Here is a 21480-nt window from a genome sequence, read left to right on the forward strand (position 1 = left end):
AAGGAATCTCCACCATGGAATACCGTCATCTCGGCGCCTCCGGCTTCAAGGTCCCCGTGCTCAGCTTCGGCACCGGCACCTTCGCCGGCTCAAACGCCTTCTTCGCCGCCTGGGGCAATTCGGACGTGGATCAGGCACGGCGCCTGATCGACATCTGCCTGGAGGCCGGAGTCAACCTGTTCGATAGCGCCGACATCTATTCCGGCGGCGCCGCCGAATCGGTACTGGGCGCGGCGATCAAGGGCCGCCGCGACCAGGTGCTGATCTCGACCAAAGCCACCTTCCGCTTCGACCCCGACGATCCGAACAGCGTCGGCTCCTCGCGCTTCCACCTGCTGCGCGCGGTCGATGCCGCGCTCAAGCGCCTGGACACCGACTACATCGACCTGTTCCAGTTGCACGGCTTCGACGCGAAGACGCCGGTGGAAGAAACCCTGTCCACGCTCGACGACCTGGTCCGCGCCGGCAAGATCCGCTATCTGGGCGTGTCCAATTTCTCCGGCTGGCACCTGATGAAGTCGCTGGCGGTGGCCGATCGCTACGGCTGGTCGCGCTACGTCGCCAATCAGACCTACTACTCGCTGATCGGCCGCGACTACGAGGAAGAACTGATGCCGCTGGGGCTGGACCAGGGCGTCGGCGCGGTGGTGTGGAGCCCGCTGGGCTGGGGCCGGCTGACCGGCAAGCTCCGCCGCGGCCAGCCGCTGCCGGAAAGCAGCCGGCTGCACAACAGCAAGGTCACCGAGGCCGGCCCGCCGGTGGAGGACGAACACCTGTACCGGGTGATCGACGCGCTCGAGGCGATCGCTGCCGAAACCGGCAAGAGCGTGCCGCAGATCGCGCTGAACTGGCTGCTGCAGCGGCCTACGGTGAGCAGCGTCATCATCGGCGCGCGCAACGAGGCGCAGTTGCGGCAGAACCTAGGCGCGGTCGGCTGGCACCTCGACGCCGCACAGGTGCAGCGGCTGGACGCGGCCAGCGCGGTGGTGCCGCCGTATCCGTATTGGCATCAGCGCGGTTTCGCCGAGCGCAATCCGCGGCCGGTCTGAGCCGGATACGCCGCGCGCCGCAGCAACTACTTCCCCATTCCCTGGAGAGATCATGAAAGCCGTCGCCCTGACCCACCACCTGCCGATCGACGATCCGCAGTCGCTGTTCGATACCGACTTGCCCACCCCGCCCGCGCCCACCGGCTTCGACCTGCTGGTGCGGGTGGAGGCGGTCTCGGTCAATCCGGTCGATACCAAGGTGCGCGCGCCCAAGCCGCAGGTGGAAGCACAGCCCAAGGTGCTGGGCTACGACGCGGCCGGCGTGGTCGAAGCGGTCGGCGCCGATGTCGCCGGGTTCGAGCCAGGCGACGAGGTCTATTACGCCGGCGACATCACCCGTTCCGGCAGCAATGCGCAGTACCAGCTGGTCGACGCGCGCATCGTCGCGCGCAAACCGGCGACGCTGGATTTCGCGCAGGCCGCGGCACTGCCGCTGACCACGCTGACCGCCTGGGAGCTGCTGTTCCAGCGCATGCCGTTCGACTTCGACGACGAGCGCAACCGCGGCCGGCGGCTGCTGGTGATCGGCGGCGCCGGTGGCGTCGGCTCGATCGCGATCCAGCTGGCGCGGCATGCCGGCTTTGAGGTCATCGCCACCGCCTCGCGCCCACAGACCCGCGACTGGTGCCTGCAGCTGGGCGCGCAGCACGTGATCGACCATCGCCAGCCGCTGGCGCTGCAATTGCAGGCGCTGGGCATCGAACAGGTGGATGCGGCACTGAACCTGGCCGACACCGACCGCTACTGGGATGCGCTGGGCGAGTTGATCGCGCCGCAGGGCCATGTCGGCCTGATCGTGGAACCGGCCGGCGCGTTGCGCATCGGCGATCCGTACAAGGCCAAGTGCATCGGCATCCACTGGGAAATGATGTTCGCGCGGGCGCGCTTCAAGACCGCCGACATGATCGAGCAGCACCGCATTCTGGCGCGCACCGCCAGCCTGATCGACGCCGGCAAACTGCGCACCACCCTGACCGAGACGCTGGCGCCGATCAACGCGGCCAACCTGCGGCAGGCGCACCGGCGGCTGGAATCGGGCAGCACCATCGGCAAGCTGGCGCTGGTTGGCTGGGGCTGAGCGGCCGGCGCAGTTCGATCGGACACAGACCCGATCGCCGTGCTTTGCGTGCGCGGCGGTCATTGGCCGCAATGCTTGCCATGGCCGAGAGCGTTGCCGCTGCTTTTGTTGTTGTTGCTTTTGATCTACCGGGTCCCCTCAGCGCGGCAGACCCGACGGGCGAAAACCCGAAGGGCGGCGCGCAGGATGCGCGACGTTTTTCGATGGCACATGGATGTGCCATCGAAAAATGCCCGTCGGGGCTGCGGACCTGGAGCGCGCAGCGCGGAAGGCGCGCTGCGGGGTGTGCTTGACCAGCCTTCGGCTGTGGTAAAGCGTTTCTTTTGGTTACTTTGATCAGCCTGCGGCTGCTGAGGAGCGCTTCTTTGCACAAGCAAAGAAAAGTGACCCGCGCCAGCGGAAACCGTTGCTCTTGCTTCAAAGCTCCAAAATCCCTGTGCCAGGACCAACTACCGCAGGCAACCCGCACACACGCCCCCTCTTGCCGTCGCCCGGATTTCGCGTCACCCTGCGCGCTTCCGTACGCAAGCGTATCCAAACCATGTCGCCCGCCTCCGGCCAGCCCGACCCGTCCTCCCCAGCCTACCCGCACCTGTTCGCCCCGCTCGACCTGGGCTTCACCCAGCTGCGCAACCGGGTGCTGATGGGCTCGATGCACACCGGCCTGGAGGATCGCGCGCGCGACTTCCCCAAGCTGGCCGCGTATTTCGCCGAACGCGCCGCCGGCGGCGCCGGGCTGATCGTCACCGGCGGCTTCGCGCCGAACGTAGTCGGCTGGCTGAAACCGTTCGGCGGCAAGCTATCGTGGCCCTGGGAAGTGCGCCCCCACCGGCAGGTGACCCGCGCGGTGCACGACCACGGCGCCAAGATCTGCCTGCAGCTGCTGCATGCCGGGCGCTATGCCTACCACCCGCTGTCGGTGGCGCCGTCGAAGCTGAAGGCGCCGATCAATCCGTTCACGCCGCGCGCCTTGTCCGTACGCGGGGTCGAACGCCAGATCGGCGCCTATGCGCGCGCCGCGCGGCTGGCGCGCGAGGCCGGCTACGACGGCGTGGAAGTGATGGGCTCGGAAGGCTATCTGATCAACGAATTCGTGGCCCCGCGCAGCAACCGCCGCGACGATGCCTGGGGCGGCGACGCGCGCAAGCGCATGCGCTTCGCGGTGGAGATCGTGCGCCGCATCCGCGAGGCGTGCGGGCCGGACTTCATCATCATCTACAGGCTGTCGTTGGTGGATCTGGTCGAGGACGGCAGCGATTGGCAGGAAATCGTGATGCAGGCGCAGGCGATCGAAGCCGCCGGCGCGACGCTGATCAATTCCGGCATCGGCTGGCACGAGGCGCGCGTCCCCACCATCGCCACCTCGGTACCGCGCGCCGCGTTCGCCGGCGTCACCGCCAAGCTCAAGCCGCACGTGCGGGTGCCGCTAATCGCGACCAATCGCATCAACATGCCCGACGTGGCCGAACGCATCCTCGCCGGCGGCGGCGCCGACATGGTGTCGCTGGCGCGGCCGCTGCTGGCCGATCCGGAGTGGCCGAACAAGGCGCGACGCGGCCAGGCGCAGGCGATCAACACCTGCATCGCCTGCAACCAGGCATGCCTGGACCACGTGTTCGAGAACAAGACCGCCAGCTGCCTGGTCAACCCGCGCGCCGCGGCCGAAACCGAACTGAACTACCTGCTCACGGCGGCGCCCAGGCGCATCGCCGTGGTCGGCGCCGGCCCGGCCGGACTGGCCTGCGCCACGGTGGCCGCCGAACGCGGCCACCGCGTCACCCTGTTCGACAGCGCCGCGGAGATCGGCGGCCAGTTCAACGTGGCCAAGCGCATTCCCGGCAAGGAAGAATTCCACGAGACGCTGCGCTATTTCCGCCACAAGCTCAAGTCCACAGGCGTGGATGTGCGCCTGCATACCACCGCCGATGCGGCACTGCTGACCGGTTTCGACGAGGTGGTGCTGGCCACCGGCATCGTGCCGCGCGCGGTGGAGTTTCCCGGCGCCGATCATCCCAATGTGGTCAATTATCTCGACGTGCTGCACGGCCGGGTGCAGGCCGCGGACAAGGTCGCGATCATCGGCGCCGGCGGCATCGGTTTCGACGTCGGCGAGTTCCTGGTGCACGCCGGCGTCTCGACCGCGCTGGACCCGGCGCGGTGGATGGCCGAATGGGGCGTGGACCCGCAGTTCGAAACGCGCGGCGCATTGCGCAAGCCGCAGCCGGAAGCGCCGGCGCGCACGGTATGGCTGCTGCAGCGCAGTGCCGGCCGTCCGGGCGCGCGCCTGGGCAAGACCACCGGCTGGATCCACCGCGCCACGCTGAAGGCCAAGGGCGTGACCATGCTCGGCGGGGTCGAATACCTGGGCATGGACGACGCCGGGCTGCGCATCCGCGTGGAGGGCACCGAGCAGTTGCTGCCGGTCGGCACCGTGGTGGTCTGCGCCGGCCAGGAGCCGCGCCGCGACCTGCACGCTGCGCTGCAGGCGGCCGGTCGCAAGCCGCACCTGATCGGCGGTGCCGATGTCGCCGCGGAACTGGATGCCAAGCGTGCCATCGCCCAGGGTAGCCGCCTGGCGGCGCAGTTGTAGGCGCGCCTACCTGGAGCAGGGAAAGGACGCGCGCAACGCCTGGCTCACCGCGATCGAGGCGCGCTGCTGCAATTGGGCCGGCGGCAACGCGCTGAGCGCGGTGTACACGCGATCGGCCAGTTCGTGCCGCAGCACGCCGCTGCCGGCGCACCACTGCACACCCTCGGCACCGTCGGCGACGCCGGCGATGTAGAACTTCGCCGCTTCGCTGGCCTGCTGGCGACGGCGTTCGGCCAGTTGCGGTTGCAGCCCGGCAACGGCCTCCGGATCGCCCTTGAGCAGTTGCAGCAAGTGCGCCGCGGATAGCTGATGGACATCGGCGTTCGATGTCCGCGCAGGCGCAGCCAGCACAGGCTTCGCGCCGCAAGCCGCGCGAACAGGAACGAAATGCGCACGGGCATGGACACCTCCCCGGATGGCTCGAGCCACTATCCCCGACCCTAGCAGGCACCGATCGGCACGCCTGGACTTAGTGCTGTCGCATCGCGCCGCTATAAGGCGTCAGATGCACCGGACGCCGCCCGCCACCCCGCCGCCATTGCCCGCGCTGCCGCACAAAGCGCTGGCGGCGTATGCCTGCGCGCATTTCGGCAAGAGCCTGCTGTGGTACGCCAGCGAACTGCTGCTGATCTATTCGTTGACCGAACACGCCGAACTGGGCGCGGCCGCCGCCGGGCTGGTGCTGGCGCTGGGCCTGCTGGTCAGCGCAGCGATTGGTCTTGTCGCCGGCTGGAACCTGCGCCGGCGATTGCGCGAGGTGACCAGTAGCGGGCACCTGCAATGGCTCGGCCTGAGCGCGGCGGCGCTGGCGCTGCTGCTGGTGTTCGCCGCGCCGCTGTTGCCGGCGCCGCTGCGGTTGGGCTACGTGCTGGTGCTCAGCCTGCTGTTCCGCATCGCCTACGCCGTCTGCGACGTGGCGCAGAACACCTTGCTGAGCATGGTGCAGTGGCCATGGCGCGGCCACGACGGCGCCAGCGCGTTGCGTCTGGCCGGCAGCGGCATCGCGGCGCTGCTGATCAGCGCGATGGTTGGCGCGATGCTGGCGCCGGGCGCCGACGGCGCGGCTTTCGCACTGCAGGCCAGTGCGCTGCTGGCCGCCGTGGCTGTGGTATGCGCATTGCTGCTGCGCCGCGCGCTGCTGCGCGATGCCGCGCCGCGTGGGCACACCACTGCCGACGCGCCCACGCGTACCGCGCCGGCGCCGTGCTGGCACGCGATTCCCTGGCAGCCGCTGCTGCTGATCGCCGCGATGTCGCTGACCCTGCCCGCCTTCAACAAACTGGCGCCGTACGTGGCCGCCTACGGCCTGCTGTCGCCAGGCTGGGGCAGCGCGGTGCTGATCGCCTATGCGCTGGGGTCGGTGCTGGTGCAACCGCTGGCGGCGCGGTTGGGCCGGCAGCATCCGCCGCAGCGACGGCTGGCATGGCTTGGCGCAGCGCTGCTGTTGAGCGCGCCACTGTTCGCGCTGGCGCTGCCGGCGATGCCGCGGCTGAGCCTGCTCGCCGCCGCCTGCATCGGCGCGATCGGCGGCAGCGGCGGCCAGTTGGTCTGGGCCTGGCACGCGCAACTGACGGCCAGGCGCGCGCTGGCCCAGCACGCGCTGTGCTTCGCCGCGCTGGTCGCCAGCGCACAGGTGGCACTGGCCGCCGGCATCGTCGTGATCGGACTGCTGCTGGGCGCAGTGGATTACCGCGGCGGCCATTGCCAGCTGCTGCGCTGGGCGATGGCCGCCGGTCCGCTGGCCTGCGGTGCGCTGTGCCTGCTGTTGGCGCTGCTGTCCGCGCGCCGCCCGCTCAGGCGAAGAAGGCCCGCTGCAATGGAATGAGCGCCGCGCCGAGGGTCACCGCGTCGCCGGTGGTACCCGCGATGCGCAGTTCCGGCAGCGGCGGCGCCAGGCCATGCCGGTTGGGTGCACGCGGGATACGGATGCGTTCGATCAGGCGCAAGCCGATCGGTGCCGGCAGGCGTCCGCCGATGACGATCGCCTGCGGATCCAGGGTGTAGGCCAGGTACGCGCACAGCTGCGAGAACGGCGCTTCGGCCTGCGCCAGCCAGGCGTCCACGCCCGGGCTGTGCGGGCCGATGGCGCCCAGCATCTGCTCGACGCTGGCGTGGTCCTGCCCCGCCGCCCGCGCCAGGGCCAGCAAGGCGTCCAGGTTCGGATAGGCCATGCCGCCGACGGTCCAGATGCCGCCGAACTCGCCGGCATTGCCGCGATGGCCGCGGAATAGCCGGCCGTCGGCGATGATGCCGCCGCCGAAGCCGTTGGTCAGGTGCAGGTAGGCGAAGTCGCGGCAGTCGCGGCCGACCCCGTACAGGCTCTCGGCCACCGCCGCTGCCGCGCCGTCGTTCTCCACCGTGACCGGGCAGCCCAACGCCTCCTCCAGGATCGGCCCCAACTCGACCTGGGTCCAGTCCTCCAGCGCCGGTGGCCCGGCCATCTGCTGGCCCTGCCCGGTGAAGAAGGCCGAGATCGCCATGCCCGCGCCGATTACCCGCGCCGGATCCACGCCGGTTTCGGCAAGCAGTTCCTCGCGGAACCGCAGCAGCTGCGCCAGCACCGGGGCACGCCGCATGTCGGCCAGGCCGACGCGGCGCTGGCCGCGCACCGCACCGGCGAAATCGACCAAGGCCAGCGCCACCACGTCGCCCATCAGGCCGATGCCGAACGCGTAGGCGTAGTCCGGCGCCAGACGCACATCGACGCTGGGGTTGCCGCGCCCCCCGGCGGCGCGCGCGCTGAGCTGCACCATCCTGTCCTGCACGAAGCCCTGCAGCAGGCGCGCGACCGTGGGCTGCGACAGGCCCAGCTCGCGACTCAGCGCCGCCTGGGTCTGCACCCCGGCCTTGAACACACGGTCGAGCAACTGGCGGCCGCCGGCGCTGACGCGCGGCGGGAAATCGGCATGGAGCATGGAACGGCGCGGACCCGAAGTGGATGTGCCACAACGCTAGCATGTGGACACATGATTTTCATACATGGTAAATAGTATTACCCCCACATACTTTTAATGGGGAGTTCCATGCGTACCAACCATCCACACCAGAGCCTGCTCGCGCTGGCCCTGTCTTCCGTTCTTGCCGCCAACGCAGCCAATGCCCAGGAGCCGCCACAGGCCCCCGCTGCTACCGATGCCACCACTACCCTGGATCAGATCGTCGTCACCGGCACCCCGCAGGGCCAGTCGCAGAAGGACGCGCCGTTCGCGATCAGCGTGGTGTCGAAGCAACGCCTGGATCGCGCGGCACCGAGCAGCAGTGTCGACATGCTGCGCGCCGTGCCCGGCTTCTCGGCCGAACCCTCCGGCGGCCAGGGCGGCGGCCAGAACCTGTACGTGCGCGGCCTGCCCGCCGGCGGCTGGTACTACGTGCAATACCAAGAAGACGGCATGACCCTGTTTGACGAGCCGCAGGAAAGCTTCTTCAACGTCGATACGCTGTTTTCGCTGGACATGATGACCGAGCGCCTGGAAGTGGTGCGCGGCGGCACCTCGCCGCTGTTCGCGACCAACGCGCCGGGCGGCACGGTCAACGCCATCACCCGCCACGGCACGGCCACGCCCGAGGGCGCGGTGCGCATGACCGTCGGCAGCGACGGCCTGCGCCGCGAGGACGCCTACAGCTCCGGCCCACTGAGCGAGAATGTGCTCTACAGCATCGGCGGCTACCACCGCAGCGATGATGGGCTGCGCAAGACCGGCTACACCGCCGACAAGGGCGGCCAGGTGCGCGGCAACCTGACCTTCCTGATGGGCGATGCGATCCTCGACGTGGACGCCAAGTACCTCGACGACCGCACCGCGTTCTACAACCCGATCCCGCTAGACGATCCGCGCACTCCTTCGCAGTCGCTGTCGGCGCTGCTCGACCCGCTGGACGGCACCCTGCTGTCCAACGACCTGCGCCGGACAACGGTGCCGACCTTCGACGGCAACCGCCTGCTGTCCCGCAACCTGGATCTGGCCGACGGCATCCACAACAAGGTCAAGCAACTCGGTACCCACCTGGAGTGGAACCTGGACGACGGCCTGACCCTGAACAACCGCATGCGCTTCGTCGATGCCGAAGTGGACTACACCGCGCTGTTCTCCGGCGCCGCGCCCTCCGACGCCGCCGCCTACCTGTCCACCCAGCTCGGTCGCGCGCGCACCGGCTTCGGCAACCGCGTGGCCCGCGTCGGCTACGTCGCCAGCCGCGACGGCGCCGCCTACGATCCGGCCGCCGCCGACGGCCTGGTGCTGGAAAGCGGCCTGTGGAACGCGCGCACCCACCTGCGCACGCTGTCCGACGATCTGCGCCTGAGCAAGGCATTCGGCGAATCGGCGCTCGGCCAGCACACACTCACCGCCGGCGTGAACGTGCAGCACTTCGAATATGCCCAGGACCGCCTGCAGAACACCGTACTGACCACGCTACAGAACAATGCGCAGCGGCTGGACGTGGTGGCATACGACGCGGCCGGCAACGTGGTCGGCTCGGTCACCCAGAACGGCTTCGTGCGCTACGGCAACGGCGTCACCCGCGGCTTCGCCAACGGTACCTACCTGTCGCCGTATCTATGGGATTCGGTGCGTTTCGGCCGCTTCGGCGTGGATGCCGGCGTGCGCTACACCCGCTACAGCGCCAACGGCGGCGTGTACGCCAACACCACGCGCAACCTCGGCGATGCCGGCACCCTGGCCGATGACAGTGCGGGCGGCCTCAGCGGCGCGTTCAGCGCGCGCGAGGATCGCCGCCATGCCACGCAATGGACGCTCGGCGCCGAGTTCGCGCTGACCCCGCAGTTTCAGACCTTCGCCCGCTACACCAAATCGCAGCGCCTGCCGCGGTTGCAGAACGTGTACCAGACGCAGAACGCAGCGGTCACCGACATCGACCAGGCCGAGGCCGGCCTGCGCGGCGCCTTCGGCGACACCTTGTCGTTCTCCACCGTCGGGTTTTGGAGCCGCTTCAACGACCTGTCGATCAGCGCGATCGTGCTCGACGACGCCGGTGCGGTGCAGACCCTGGCCCTGGTCGGCCAGACCCAGACGTTCGGTCTGGAGTCGGAGTTCACCTGGCGTCCATCGGCGCACTTCGGCATGACCGGCTCGGTCACGCTGCAGGATCCGCAAACCCGCAGCCTGAGCAATGCCAGCACCGGCGCCAGCTACGGAAATCTGGACGACAAGCAGATCTCGCGCATCCCCAAGTTCATGGCCTCGCTCAGCCCGACCTTGTACTTCGACATCGCCGGGCGTCCGCTCGAACTGTCGGCCACCGCCTACCGCATGGGCCAGCGTTACGTCGATTACACCAACGCCACCGCGCTGCCCGCCTACACCACCTACGACCTGGGCGTGTTCGCCCATCTCAGCGACAACCTGGAACTGCAGCTGCATGCGGCCAACGTCGACAATAGCGCCGGCCTGACCGAAGGCAACGCGCGGGTGGATACGCTGTCCGGGCAAGGCACCGCCGAGGCGATCTATGCGCGTCCGATCTTCGGCCGCAACTACAACGCGTCGCTGACCTGGCGGTGGTGAGCATGTGCTACCGCAAACTGCTGATGGGCGCGGCGATCTGGCTGCCGCTGATGGCGGCGACGGCGACGGCGGCGGACTTGCCGGAGCGCCTGCGCGATCCACACGGCGATGCGCTGGTGGTGTCGCACCGCGCATGCTGGAAGTTTGCATCGGAGAACACCCTCGACGGCATCGCCGCGTGCATCGCACATGGCGTGGACATGGTCGAGGTCGACGTGCGCACCACCCGCGACGGCACGCTGGTGCTGATGCACGACGAGCGCGTGGATCGCACCACCGACGGACATGGCGCGGTGGCCGAGCTGGATGCGGCGCAGATCGCCGCGTTGCGCGTGCGCAGCCGCGGCGGCGGCCGTACCAGCATCCTGACAAAGCGCCACCCGCCGACGCTGGCGCAGGCGCTGGCCGCGGCGCGCGGCCGGGTGCTGGTGAACCTGGACGTCAAGGCCGCTGCGCTGGACCAGGTCATGGACGTGGTCGATGCGGCCGCTGCGCAGCGGGACGTGCTGTTGAACGTCCCGCTGGATGTGCCGCAGGCTGCGCTGCAGCGCGCGCACGCGGCCGGCATCGCGTTGCAGGTGCTGTATCTGCAACGCGATGCCGCGCTTTCGCCGCAACAGGCGCTGCGCCAAGCCGCCGCACTGCGTCCGGCGGTGGTGCAATTGATGTTCGACGATCCGGCGGTGTTGGCCATCGCCCAACGCGAATTGGCGCCGCATGCGCGCCTGTTCGTCAACACGATGAGCAAAGACATCGCCAGCGGCAAGCCGATGCGGCTATCGGCGAACTACACCGACCAGCGCGCGCTGCGCGATCCGGCCAGCGTCTGGGGCGCGCTGCGAACACAGGGGGTGAGCATGATCCAGACCGACGAGCCAATGGCGCTGCAACGCTACTTGCGCACATCGGACATACACCGGTAGCCACCGTCGCTCTTAATCCTCGCGAACCTCGCGAGCACTCAAGCCACACACGGTCGGCATGCAGCCAGATCGCGCCCATGGATGGCGCACCCGTCGTTCCAAGCGATTCGCTGCGACGGTCGAGCCAACACGGTCGGCCGCCATCGGCGTTGTTGTGCCTGTTCCATATCCATCAACTCCCAACGGGAAACACATGAAATCGTCTAAGAAACGCTTCAAGACCTTATCGCTCGTCCTGGCCTGCGCCTCGCTGACCGTGTTGTCCGGCCTCGCCTCGGCCGCCAACAATTGGAATCCGCAACACATCCTCAACGCCATGAAAAGCCCCTACCAGGGCAACCGCGCCAGCGTCGCAGTGATCGCGCATCGCGGCCTGGTCACCAACGGCTGCCCTGAAAATTCCACCTGCTCCATCCTCAATACCTACAGAAACAACATCGAAGCGATCGAACTGGACGTCAAGCAGTCCTCCGACGGGCAGCCGTGGTTGTTCCACGACCAGAACGCCGGCCGCGTGATCGCCCATTCGCCGGCCTTCAACATCTTCCAGAATGGGAGCAACCCGGCCGGCTGGAATCCGGACATCCGCACCATGACCAGCCACGAGCTGGTCAATTCGTTCCTGCGCGACAGGAATTTCGCCAAGACCAACTACCGCCCGGTGCCGCTGGCCAACGCGTTGGATGCCGTGCACCACAGCGCCAATCACATGGTCGTGGTGCTGGACCTGAAGACGCTGGACGCGGTGTCGCGCGCAGCCGACCTGGCCCTCTACTTGGGCATGCAGAACCAGGTGGTACTGAAGTTCAGCGCCTCGCTGCTGCCGCGCACGCCAAACGACATCGTCCGTTACACCAAGGGCGTCGCGTTCGCACCGACCGTCTACGCCGGCGACATGGACAGGCTCGCCGACGGCGGCTACACCGGCCTGTGCGGATTGACCGTTAGCAACTCGCCGTTCTGCCACGTCAATGCGTGGATCGACCAGGCCCGCATCCAGAAAGGCTTCGCCTGGCTGGAAATCGGCAACAAACAGCCACGCCGCAGCGATCCGACCGGCGAACTGCTGGCCAGCGAGCAGTCCAAGCACCTCGCGCTCGGTGCGTTCTCGCCGGTGCCCGAGTACCGCATCAGCAGCCATGACGGCCAGCACTTCGTGCGCAGCAACGGGACCTGCTGCGCGGCGCTGAGCGACTACCTGACGCGCACCAAGCACTTCGGCAACGAAATCGCCGACGATCGCTCCGACTTCGGTTTGCAGGCGTTGGCCGGCTTCACCAACATCATCAGCGACGACCCGCTCAGCATTACCCGTTCGCGCATTTTCCGGAATACCTCGCGCTACGAGTGATCGCGGCATGATCCGGCCGGGGAGTTCGCTCCCCGGCTTCCCGCTGCACTCTCCACCCAGGAAGCATCCGCTATGCGTGCCGTTCACCGTCCACGTCTCCGTCACCTGTTTGTCCTGCTCCTCGTCGCCGGCGTGAGCTGGCTCCTGTTGCAACGCGCAGCGACCGCGGAAGGCGCCCGCGCCGCCACCGCGCCAGCCGCCGCACCGGCATCCCGGCAACGCGCTGTCTCCGCGACCGACATCCCGTCCGCATCACCGTCTTCCACCGACACCGTGCCCGGCCCATCGGCGCGCGAGGTCATCGCCGCGGCACAGGCGCTACCTGCCGATTTCCAGGCCGACACGCTGCTGCGCATCGCTGACGCCAAAGACCTGCCGTCGGCGGCCGGCGGCGATCGCCGCGACGCCGCGATGCGCCTGGCGCAACAGGCCTCGGTCCTGGCAGAACGCGCGATACGGCGCATGCCCGGCGTGGCCAGCGCCGGCTATGCCAGCGAAGAGCACAACAACGAGTTGCGCGACACCCGCACCGCCGGCCTAGACCGGCTGTCGCTGCAAACGCGCGCTGCGCGCATCCTCGCGACGTCTCCCGCACAGGCGACCGCGCTGTTCGCGGCGCTGCCGACGCCGCAGGCCGCCGGCTGCGATGGCGACCTGATCGACGATCCAAGCCCCACCTACGCGCTGGCGACCGCACTGCAGCCGGCCCAGGCCGCGCCGCAGGCGGCGTGGCTCGCCGAGCGCGTGGACAAGGCGCAACAGGAAACCGACGTGGCGCCGGCGCTGAAGATGGTGCTCGCCAGCACGGCGCTGGCGCGCAACGGCCAGTCCCAGGTCGCCGACAGCCTGGTACGCATGTTCGCGCGCATCCGCGGCAACGATCCAGGCTTCACCGCCACCGAGCTGAGCGTCGCTGCGGACATGCCGCTGCTGCTGCAATGGCTGCAGGACGCGGCGCTGCGCGAGCGACTGCATGCGGCGTACCGCACGTATGTCGCGGCGCATCTGGCGCAGGCGCGTTGCCCGGCGAGCCTGCTCGGCAACCACTGGCTGCTCGAACAGCGTTTCGTCGCCGAACTGCCGGACGAACGCATCCCGCCGGCACCGCCGGTGGCGCAGGAATCGATCGACGACGAAGCGATCTCGTTGATCCGCGAGGCCGGCTACAACGTGCGCACGCAACTGCTACTGCCCGACGCCTCTGCGGACGACCCGGCGCTGGAAAAAGCATCCGCCGAATTCCTCGACCAGCTCGACCATGGCGTTCTGCAGCAAGCCGCGGCAGGCGACGGCAGCGGCCGGGTGCAGCGTGCACGGCTGCGCGAACTGCTGCGCTATCTGGAATATGCGCCGAGCGGCGCATCGCGCGATCGCGGCGCCGCACTGATGGCAGCGTTGCTGTCCGGTCCTTACTACGCGCAGGACCACGACACCTGGTTCGGCGATCTGCACGTGGTCGCCGCGCAGATGCAGCGCTGGCCCGACCGCGCGCAACGGCTTGCGCAATTGGCCGAGCATCGCGATCCGGTGGTGAAGGTCTACGCCATGCTGATGCAGCGCGGTCAGTTTCCCTGAGCCTGGTTGCAGCGGATACACCACGCTTCGATCCCTCCGCGCGCGGCGCGGCGCGCCGCGCGTTCCACACGGATGGTGAACCCTGTCAATCGTCAGGGTTCAGTTGCGATTGTGGAAGCGGCGCCTATTGTGCGCGCCACTTCCGGTCCGCCCATCCTGGCGGATCCGCCGGCTTCCACATGACGCCGGCACCCGGGCGGCCCGTGACAGGCCGCCTCCCCATGACGCCAAGCCGCATCGCCTTGCCGCGCCACCCGCTGCAGCACCGATGACGGCCCATACGGAGCAAGGAGTCATATGAAACTGGCCTGGATACTCTGGCTGTCGCAACTGTTGCCGCAACCCGCCGCCGATTCGCTGTGTTTGAGCACGACCGTCTACCTGGAAGCGCGCGACCAGACGCTGCGCGGCCAGCAGGCAGTGGCCGAAGTCGCGCTGCGGCGCCTGGACAGCGGCTTGTGGGGCAACTCGATGTGCCAGGTAGTCACCGCGCGAAAGCAATTCGCGCCGGGGCTGGTGAAACCCGGTACCGAACTGAAGAACGATGACGCCTGGGCCGATGCGGTCAACGTCGCCTTCGCCGCCGAACGCAACTGGGCGCTGCCGCAGGGCCAACGCAAGGAGATCGTGCCCGGCGCCAGCCACTTCGCCGCGCACGCGATCGCCAATCCGAGCTGGCGCAACGCCTACCAGGTGGCGACGATCGGCGACCACACGTTCTACCGCGTGCAGAAGCTGCGGCCGCGCAACGCGTCCTGAGCGGCTGGCGCGGCGCTATCGCCAACCGCACGCCAGGCCGGGTACGCTTGCCTGCCCTTTGTCCGTGCGGAGTCCTGCAATGAAACTGTATGCCAAGCCTGGCGCCTGTTCGCTGGCCGACCACATCGCGCTGCGCTGGGCGCAGCTGCCGTTCGAACTTGAACTGCTCGATGCCGCCGCGATGAAAGCAGCGGCCTATCTGGCGATCAATCCTGCCGGCGCGGTACCCGCGCTGCAGGTGGACGCGTGGGTGCTGACCCAGAACTCGGCGATCCTCAACTACATCGCCGATCTCGCACCCGCGGCGCAGCTGGCCGGCGATGGCAGCGCGCGCAGTCGCGCCGAAGTACAGCGTTGGCTCGCCTTCCTCAACGCCGACCTGCACCCCGCCTTCCATCCCTTGTTCGGCAGCACGCGCTACCTTGAGGACGCGGCGACGATCGCGCGCACCCAGGACCATGCGCGCGAGCGCCTGCGCACGCTGTACGCGCGCGTGGACGCGCAGTTGGCGACGCAGCCCTGGCTCGCCGGCGCGCAGCGTTCGATCGCTGATGCATATCTGTTCGTCACCCTGCGGTGGGCGCGGGGACTGAAGCTCGAAACCGGCGCCAACCTGCAGCGTTTCTTCGAGCGCATGGCCGCCGATCCGCAGGTGCAGGCGGCGCTACAGGCCGAAGGTCTGGAGTGAACGCAGGGACGCAGCCGCATCGCATGCGGGTGGTGTTTGCTGCGCCCGCAGATAACTTCCTGGACGATTTTCGCGGCAGCTGATACCAACATTGCGTTGGCTGCAGAACGGCCTCAGCGCGCCAGCACCCGACGGATCACGTCGAGCGCGCCCGGATCGTCCAGCGTCGACAGATCACCGGGCTCGCGCTGCTCGGCGAGCGCCTGCAGCGAACGCCGCAGCAGTTTGCCCGAGCGCGTCTTCGGCAACGCCTGCACCGGATACACCTGCGCCGGCCGCGCCACCGCGCCAAGCCGCTCGACCACGCATTGCCGCAGCTGCGCGGCGATGGTGTTCGCGGCATCGGGCGCGGCTTGCTGTTTCAGCGTCGCGAACACCACCGGCACCTGCCCCTTCAGTTCGTCGTGCATGCCGATCACCTCCACCTCGGCCACGTCCGCATGGCCGGCGATGGCTTGTTCGATCCGGCCGGCCGGTCTCGGTCTGCCAGTAGTTGTCGATGACCGGCTTGCCCTGCGCCTGGTCGATGCGCAACGCCAGGTTGTGCGCGGCGAAACGGCCGAACACCACCGAGTGCACCGCGCCGATGCGCGCGCAGGCCAGCATCGCGAACACCGCCTCGGCCATGTTCGGCATATACACGACCACGCGATCGCCGCGCTGCACGTCCAGGCGCAGCAGCACCGCGGCGAAGGCATTGACCTCGGCGTGCAGCTGCGCATAGGTGAATTCGCGGGTCTGCCCGGTCTCGCTGGACACCGCCACCAGCGCCAACTGCGCGGCGCGCTCGGGCAGGTGCCGGTCGACCGCGTTATGGCACAGGTTGGTCAGCCCGCCGCCGAACCAGCACCGGAACGGCGGGTCGTCGTAATCCAGGATCGCCTGCGGCGGCCGCTGCCCGTGGATGGCCTTGGCCTGCTCCGCCCAGAACTGCTCCGGCTGCTCGATAGAGCGCCGGTACAGTGTCGCGTAATCCATGCGGCCCCTCCCAAGGCGATGCACCCGCCCGAGCATAGTCCATGCGCAGCGCGGGCGTGGTTCCGAGCTTGGTCGAAGGGCGCAGGCGACGCGGCGGCGGCACCTGCCTGTGCCGCCGCCGGTGGACGGCTTACTGCTTCTGCGCTGCCGCTTTCGCCGCCGCCGCACGTGGCGGCGCATGCTTCACGTAGCGGTCGAACCACTCCAGCATTTCCGCCACCACATCCTCGTTGGACTCGCGCGCGCTATACCAGTGCGGCTCGAACGGCAGCAGCACCAGCCGCGCAGTACCGCCGTTGCCGCGGATCGCCTGGAACAGCCGCGGCGCCTGGGTGGTCTCGGTGCCTGGGTTGGCGTCGTCCATGCCGTGCACGATCAGCAGCGGCTCGTCGATCTTATCGGCATGGAAGAACGCCGAGGCCTGCGCATAGACCTCCGGCGCGGCCCAGAACGAGCGCCGTTCGTTCTGGAAGCCGAACGGGGTCAGGGTCTTGTTGTAGCTGCCGCTGGTCGCCACGCCGGCGCGGAACAGGTCGGTATGCGCGAGCAGGTTGGCCGCCATCAGCGCGCCGTGGCTGTGGCCGGTGACGCCGATCCGCTGGCGATCGACCACGCCCAGTTCCACCGCCTTGTCCACCGCGGCGGTGGCGTTGTCCACCAGTTGCTGCAGATAGGTGTCGTAGGCGGTCTTGGGATCGCCGACGATGGGGAACGCGGTGTCGTCGATGATCGCGTAGCCGGCCAGCAGCAACAGCTGGTAGGAACGCAGGCGGGTGAAGTCGCGCTCGTTGGCGCCGCTGACCTGGCCGGCCTTGGACGGGTCGGCGTAGTCCAGCGGATAGGCGTACAGGATCGCCGGCACCCGCGTGCCTTCCTTGTAGCCCGGCGGCGTGTACAGGGTGAACGACAGCTCCACGCCGTCCTTGCGCTTGTAGGTCACCAACCGCTTCTTGATCTGCCGCACCAGCGGCGTCGGATCGGGGAAGCGGGTGACCGGCGCGATGGTGGATGCGTAGACCGCTTCGCCCGCCGCCGCGCCGGGCTGCACCTGGCCCAGCGCGCGCAGGTACACGTTCGGCGGATCGGTCGGCGACTGGCGCCAGGTCAGCAGCCGGGTGGTGTCGTCGCCGGCAAACCCGGCGAATACCTCGTCGACGCTGGCATCGCTGCGGAACAGACGCTCGCTCTTGCCGCTGGCCAGGTCGTAGCGATCCAGGAACGCGCGGTCGCCGGCCGGCGTGGCGCCCTGCCCGCTCAAGAACAGCGCGCCGCGGTCCTCGCGCAGCACCGCTTCGCCATTGGCCAGCATATGCAGTTCGGGGGTGCCGGGATCGGCATACAGGTCGTCGGTGGACAGATCGAACAGCACGCGGCCAGGCGTGCCGGGGCGGTCGGCGTTCAGCAGGGTGGTGCGCCGCCAGTGGCGGTTCTCGTCGTAGTCGTCCAGCAGCGCCTGCCCGCCCTGGGCGAACCAGGACAGGCCGGCGTAGCGCTGGGTCACCCGCGCCAGTTCGCGCGGCTTGGCGATGAACGGCGCCGCCAGGGTCAGCAGCTTGTCGCGCGCCGGTACGTTGGCCTTCCAGTCGCCGCCGTCCAGCGCCTCGGCCCAGACCAGCGTGGCCGGCTGGTTGGCCCGCCAGGAATACGCACGCGGGCCAGTCGGCACGCCCTGCACCGGCACCCGGTCGGCGACCGGCAGATCGGCCAGCACGCGCTCGCCGCCATTGGACAGATCGAGCACCGCCACATCGTGGGCGAAACGCGCATAGGTGGTGACGTAGGAATACGGCCGCTTGAGCCGCTCCACGCGCACGTGGCGGCCGTCGGGCGCGCCATCGACCACGGTGTAGACCGCCGGCGCGCCGACCTTGCTCTGCTTGCCGCTGGCCGCATCGACGGTGAGCAACTGCGAAGTGGCGTAGTACGCAAACAGCGCCTCGTCCTCGGGACTGGACAGCGTGTCGCGCGCCTCGTAGGTGCTGCTCTCGCCCTTGCCCTGGATGGTTTCCTTGACCTCCGGCCCCGGCGGCACCGCCGCCTTGCGCGGCGCCGCGCCCAGGTCCTGCGGCACGGTCTTCAGCAGCAGCGTGTCGCTGCCGCCCAGCCACTGGATCTCGCCGCCCAGCACCGGGTTGAGCTGCACGCCGTCGATGCGGCGCACGTTGCCGGTGGCCACGTCGCCCAGCCACAGCTCGACGCGGTCGGCGGCGGTGTTGTTGAAGGCGAAACGGCGCCCGTCCGGCGACCACACCGGCAGTGCCGGACAAGCGCCGGCCGGCAGGGTCACCGCGGTCTGCTTGCCGCTGGCCACGTCGACCAGGCTGAAACCTTCCAGGCAGGCGCGGATGCCGTAGCCGTTGGACATGTCGTGGCGGCTGTGGCTGCGTGGCTCCACGCGCACGCCGGCCAGCTTCAGGTACGGCTCGGCGACGCGCGCGATCGGCGGATACTGGGTGCGCTGCACCAGCAGCAGGGTCTTGCCGGTGGGATCCAGCCGCGGCGACGGATTCAGCGGCGCGCGCATCACCCCCAGCAGTGGTTCGGGCGGCTGGCGATAACCGCCGGCGGCGGCAGAAGCGGCGAGCGGCAACAGGCTGGCGACGGCCAGCACCCCGATCCAGCGATACGGCATGAGCATGAGGTTGTTCCCCTGGCGAATGGCTGCGGAAACGTAGCACACCGCATTGGCCGGCCAGCCATTCGACGAAGCCGACATCCCTTCTCCCGACGGAAGAAGGTGGCCCGCAGGGCCGGATGAGGGTACGGGCGCAGCCTCGCGCACCCAACTGCGCGAGTCGCTTCGCGTCGTACCCTCACCCCAACCCCTCTCCCGAGGGGGAGAGGGGCTATGTACGCTCGGCTGTTCAACCAGGACCACGCTTTCCCATCTCGTAGAAAGCGGCTGGCCGGTTTGGAACCCGCACAACGCAGAACGCCGGGCAGAGCCCGGCGTTCGGTGACGCGATCGCGACAGCGATCAGCCCAGCAGGTGCGCCACGCCGCTGCGCTCTTCTTCCAGCTCGGCCAGGGTCTTGTCGATGTACTTCTGGCTGAAGTCGTCGATCGGCAGATCCTTGACCAGGGTGTACTCGCCGTTCTCGGTGGTCACCGCGAAGCCGAACATCACGCCTTCCGGGATGCCGTAGGAGCCGTCGGACGGCACGCCCATGGTCACCCACTTGCCGTTGCTGCCCAGCACCCAGTCGCGTACGTGGTCGATGGCGGCGTTGGCGGCCGAGGCGGCCGAGGACGAGCCGCGCGCTTCGATGATCGCCGCGCCGCGCTTGCCCACGGTCGGGATGAAGGTGCCGGCGTTCCAGTCCTGATCGTTGATCGCATCGGCCACGGAGGCGCCGTCGGCGGTGGCAAAACGGTAGTCCGGGTACATGGTCGGGCTGTGATTGCCCCACACCACCAGCTTCTCGATGCCGCCGACCGGCTTGCCGAGCTTGAGCGACAGCTGGCTCAGCGCGCGGTTGTGGTCCAGGCGCAGCATGGCGGTGAAGTTCTTCGGGTTCAGGTCCGGTGCCGACTTCATCGCGATGTAGGCGTTGGTGTTGGCCGGGTTGCCGACCACCAGCACCTTGACGTTGCGGCTGGCGACCTTGTTCAGCGCCGCGCCCTGCGCGGTGAAGATCTTGGCGTTCTCCAGCAGCAGGTCCTTGCGCTCCATGCCCGGGCCGCGCGGACGCGCGCCGACCAGCAGGGCGACGTCGGCGTCCTTGAACGCCACTTCGGCGTCGTCGGTGCCGACCATGCCGGCCAGCAGCGGGAACGCGCAGTCTTCCAGCTCCATCATCACGCCCTTCAGCGCGGCCTGGGCCTTCTCCATCGGCAGCTCGAGCAGCTGCAGGATCACCGGCTGGTCCTTGCCCAGCATTTCGCCGGAGGCGATACGGAACAGCAGGGCATAGCCGATCTGGCCGGCAGCGCCGGTCACAGCAACACGTACGGGTGTCTTCATGGGGGGTTCCTCTGCGAAAAAAGGGATCAGGGTCAGTAGACGCGTTAGCCGAGCGGCAGCAGGTGCACATCCGGGGCGGCGCCGCGGTCATCAGCGATGCGGTAGCCGTCGATCACGTGCTGGCCGATCGCCGTGATCGGCACGCCTTCGCGGCCCAGTGCGGCGGCCGCGCGGCGGCCCTGCTCCTGCTCCACATCGAGCACGCGGTAGCGGACCTGGACACGTTCGACATCGGCCTGTTGCCGGCGGCAGTCGCCGCACCCGTCGGCGGCAAGCATCACGCTGCCGTCTGCGCTGGTGAGCCGCCGCGGATCGCTGGCCGCCAGCGTTGCCGACGGGCCGCTGCGCCACCACGTCTGCAGTCCGCCACCGATTGCGAGCAACAGCATGCACAGCAAAAGGGGACGCATCGTCATCGAGGCTCGGGCGCGGCGGTCAACCGGCAAATGTTAGCACGCAGGCCATCGGCGACCGGCCGCGATGGCCGGTCGCGGCGGCACTCAAGCGTCGAGCAAGCGGTTCCACTCGGCGACGCGGTCGGCCTTGGCCGCCAGCACCGCATCGGTGTCGCCTTCGATGCTGATCTTGTTGATAGCATCGCCCTGGGCGACGCTATCCACCACGTCCAGGCCCTGGGTCACCTTGCCGAACACGGTGTGCTTGCCGTCCAGCCACGGGGTGGCGGTGTGGGTGATGAAGAACTGGCTGCCGTTGGTGCTGGGACCAGCATTGGCCATCGACAGCACGCCGCGATCGTGGCGCACGCCGTTGTTGGTCTCGTCCTCGAACCGGTAGCCCGGGCCGCCGCGGCCGGAGCCTTCCGGGCAACCGCCCTGGATCATGAAATCGGGGATCACGCGGTGGAAGCTCAGCCCGTCGTAGAAGCCGCGCTTGGCCAGGTTCACGAAGTTGGCCACGGTCAGCGGCGCCTTGTCGGGGTACAGCTCGATCGTGATCGGGCCGCGGGCGGTGTCGAAATGGGCGATCAGGGACATGGGAT

The 21480-nt window shown here is 68.7% G+C and carries 17 protein-coding genes and 1 pseudogene; 10 read left to right on the forward strand and 8 right to left on the reverse strand.

Annotated elements, in window-relative coordinates:
* The first annotated feature begins 14 nt into the window (after window positions 1–14).
* The 3 genes from ISN38_RS06135 to ISN38_RS06145 all read left to right on the forward strand — a co-directional run bounded on the left by ISN38_RS06135 (window position 15) and on the right by ISN38_RS06145 (window position 4717).
* Window positions 15–1049, forward strand: a complete 1035-nt coding sequence (locus tag ISN38_RS06135; RefSeq protein ID WP_058364682.1) for an aldo/keto reductase — start codon at window positions 15–17, stop codon at window positions 1047–1049.
* A 52-nt stretch (window positions 1050–1101) separates the two neighbouring features.
* On the forward strand, window positions 1102–2127 hold the full coding sequence (locus tag ISN38_RS06140; protein ID WP_068873099.1) for a zinc-binding alcohol dehydrogenase family protein: 1026 nt from the start codon (window positions 1102–1104) through the stop codon (window positions 2125–2127).
* Window positions 2128–2668: 541 nt separating this feature from the next.
* Window positions 2669–4717, forward strand: a complete 2049-nt coding sequence (locus ISN38_RS06145; RefSeq protein WP_058362078.1) for an NADPH-dependent 2,4-dienoyl-CoA reductase — start codon at window positions 2669–2671, stop codon at window positions 4715–4717.
* A gap of 6 nt (window positions 4718–4723) precedes the next feature.
* On the opposite strand, the gene ISN38_RS06150 is transcribed toward ISN38_RS06145, so the two are convergent.
* A complete protein-coding gene (locus ISN38_RS06150) occupies window positions 4724–5008 on the reverse strand; it encodes a Rap1a/Tai family immunity protein (protein ID WP_003470593.1) in 285 nt (94 codons plus the stop codon).
* Between the two features lie 214 nt (window positions 5009–5222).
* Between ISN38_RS06150 and ISN38_RS06155 the strand changes: the two genes are divergently transcribed.
* Window positions 5223–6542 (forward strand): MFS transporter, encoded by a 1320-nt coding sequence (locus ISN38_RS06155; RefSeq protein WP_058358952.1) that lies wholly within the window; start codon window positions 5223–5225, stop codon window positions 6540–6542.
* Here the strand turns inward: ISN38_RS06155 and ISN38_RS06160 are convergent.
* Window positions 6511–7632, reverse strand: coding sequence for an ROK family transcriptional regulator (locus ISN38_RS06160; protein ID WP_003470596.1), 1122 nt, complete (start codon window positions 7630–7632; stop codon window positions 6511–6513). The genes ISN38_RS06155 and ISN38_RS06160 overlap by 32 nt on opposite strands.
* A gap of 108 nt (window positions 7633–7740) precedes the next feature.
* Between ISN38_RS06160 and ISN38_RS06165 the strand changes: the two genes are divergently transcribed.
* The 6 genes from ISN38_RS06165 (at window position 7741) to ISN38_RS06190 (ending at window position 15538) form a co-directional block, all read left to right on the forward strand.
* On the forward strand, window positions 7741–10242 hold the full coding sequence (locus tag ISN38_RS06165) for a TonB-dependent receptor (RefSeq protein ID WP_047324583.1): 2502 nt from the start codon (window positions 7741–7743) through the stop codon (window positions 10240–10242).
* Between the two features lie 2 nt (window positions 10243–10244).
* Window positions 10245–11165 carry a glycerophosphodiester phosphodiesterase family protein gene (locus tag ISN38_RS06170; protein ID WP_173427092.1) on the forward strand — a complete coding sequence of 307 codons (921 nt, stop codon included), beginning with the start codon at window positions 10245–10247 and terminating at the stop codon, window positions 11163–11165.
* A 193-nt stretch (window positions 11166–11358) separates the two neighbouring features.
* On the forward strand, window positions 11359–12516 hold the full coding sequence (locus ISN38_RS06175; protein ID WP_003470602.1) for a glycerophosphodiester phosphodiesterase family protein: 1158 nt from the start codon (window positions 11359–11361) through the stop codon (window positions 12514–12516).
* Between the two features lie 273 nt (window positions 12517–12789).
* Window positions 12790–14091, forward strand: coding sequence for a hypothetical protein (locus ISN38_RS06180; protein WP_003470604.1), 1302 nt, complete (start codon window positions 12790–12792; stop codon window positions 14089–14091).
* A gap of 297 nt (window positions 14092–14388) precedes the next feature.
* Window positions 14389–14850: a cell wall hydrolase gene (locus tag ISN38_RS06185; RefSeq protein WP_003470606.1), complete on the forward strand. Its 462-nt coding sequence runs from the start codon at window positions 14389–14391 to the stop codon at window positions 14848–14850.
* Window positions 14851–14929: 79 nt separating this feature from the next.
* Entirely contained in the window at window positions 14930–15538 is a 609-nt protein-coding gene (locus ISN38_RS06190) for a glutathione binding-like protein (protein ID WP_003470608.1), read from the forward strand.
* 113 nt (window positions 15539–15651) lie between these two features.
* Here ISN38_RS06190 and ISN38_RS20800 read toward each other — a convergent pair whose 3' ends face one another.
* From ISN38_RS20800 to ISN38_RS06215, 6 genes and pseudogenes are all read right to left on the reverse strand, one after another.
* Window positions 15652–15948 (reverse strand): AMP-binding enzyme, encoded by a 297-nt coding sequence (locus ISN38_RS20800; RefSeq protein ID WP_230811657.1) that lies wholly within the window; start codon window positions 15946–15948, stop codon window positions 15652–15654.
* Between the two features lie 88 nt (window positions 15949–16036).
* A pseudogene (locus ISN38_RS20805) lies at window positions 16037–16516 on the reverse strand (AMP-binding protein); the annotation flags it as partial.
* 130 nt (window positions 16517–16646) lie between these two features.
* Window positions 16647–19154 carry a S9 family peptidase gene (locus ISN38_RS06200; protein WP_003470610.1) on the reverse strand — a complete coding sequence of 836 codons (2508 nt, stop codon included), beginning with the start codon at window positions 19152–19154 and terminating at the stop codon, window positions 16647–16649.
* A gap of 339 nt (window positions 19155–19493) precedes the next feature.
* Window positions 19494–20480 carry a malate dehydrogenase gene (locus ISN38_RS06205; RefSeq protein ID WP_003470612.1) on the reverse strand — a complete coding sequence of 329 codons (987 nt, stop codon included), beginning with the start codon at window positions 20478–20480 and terminating at the stop codon, window positions 19494–19496.
* A gap of 44 nt (window positions 20481–20524) precedes the next feature.
* On the reverse strand, window positions 20525–20890 hold the full coding sequence (locus tag ISN38_RS06210) for a glutaredoxin family protein (RefSeq protein ID WP_038238803.1): 366 nt from the start codon (window positions 20888–20890) through the stop codon (window positions 20525–20527).
* Window positions 20891–20980: 90 nt separating this feature from the next.
* Window positions 20981–21475, reverse strand: a complete 495-nt coding sequence (locus ISN38_RS06215; RefSeq protein ID WP_003470615.1) for a peptidylprolyl isomerase — start codon at window positions 21473–21475, stop codon at window positions 20981–20983.
* Window positions 21476–21480 lie beyond the last annotated feature (5 nt).

It is taken from the genome of Xanthomonas translucens pv. undulosa (assembly GCF_017301775.1).
Lineage (GTDB): Bacteria > Pseudomonadota > Gammaproteobacteria > Xanthomonadales > Xanthomonadaceae > Xanthomonas_A > Xanthomonas_A translucens.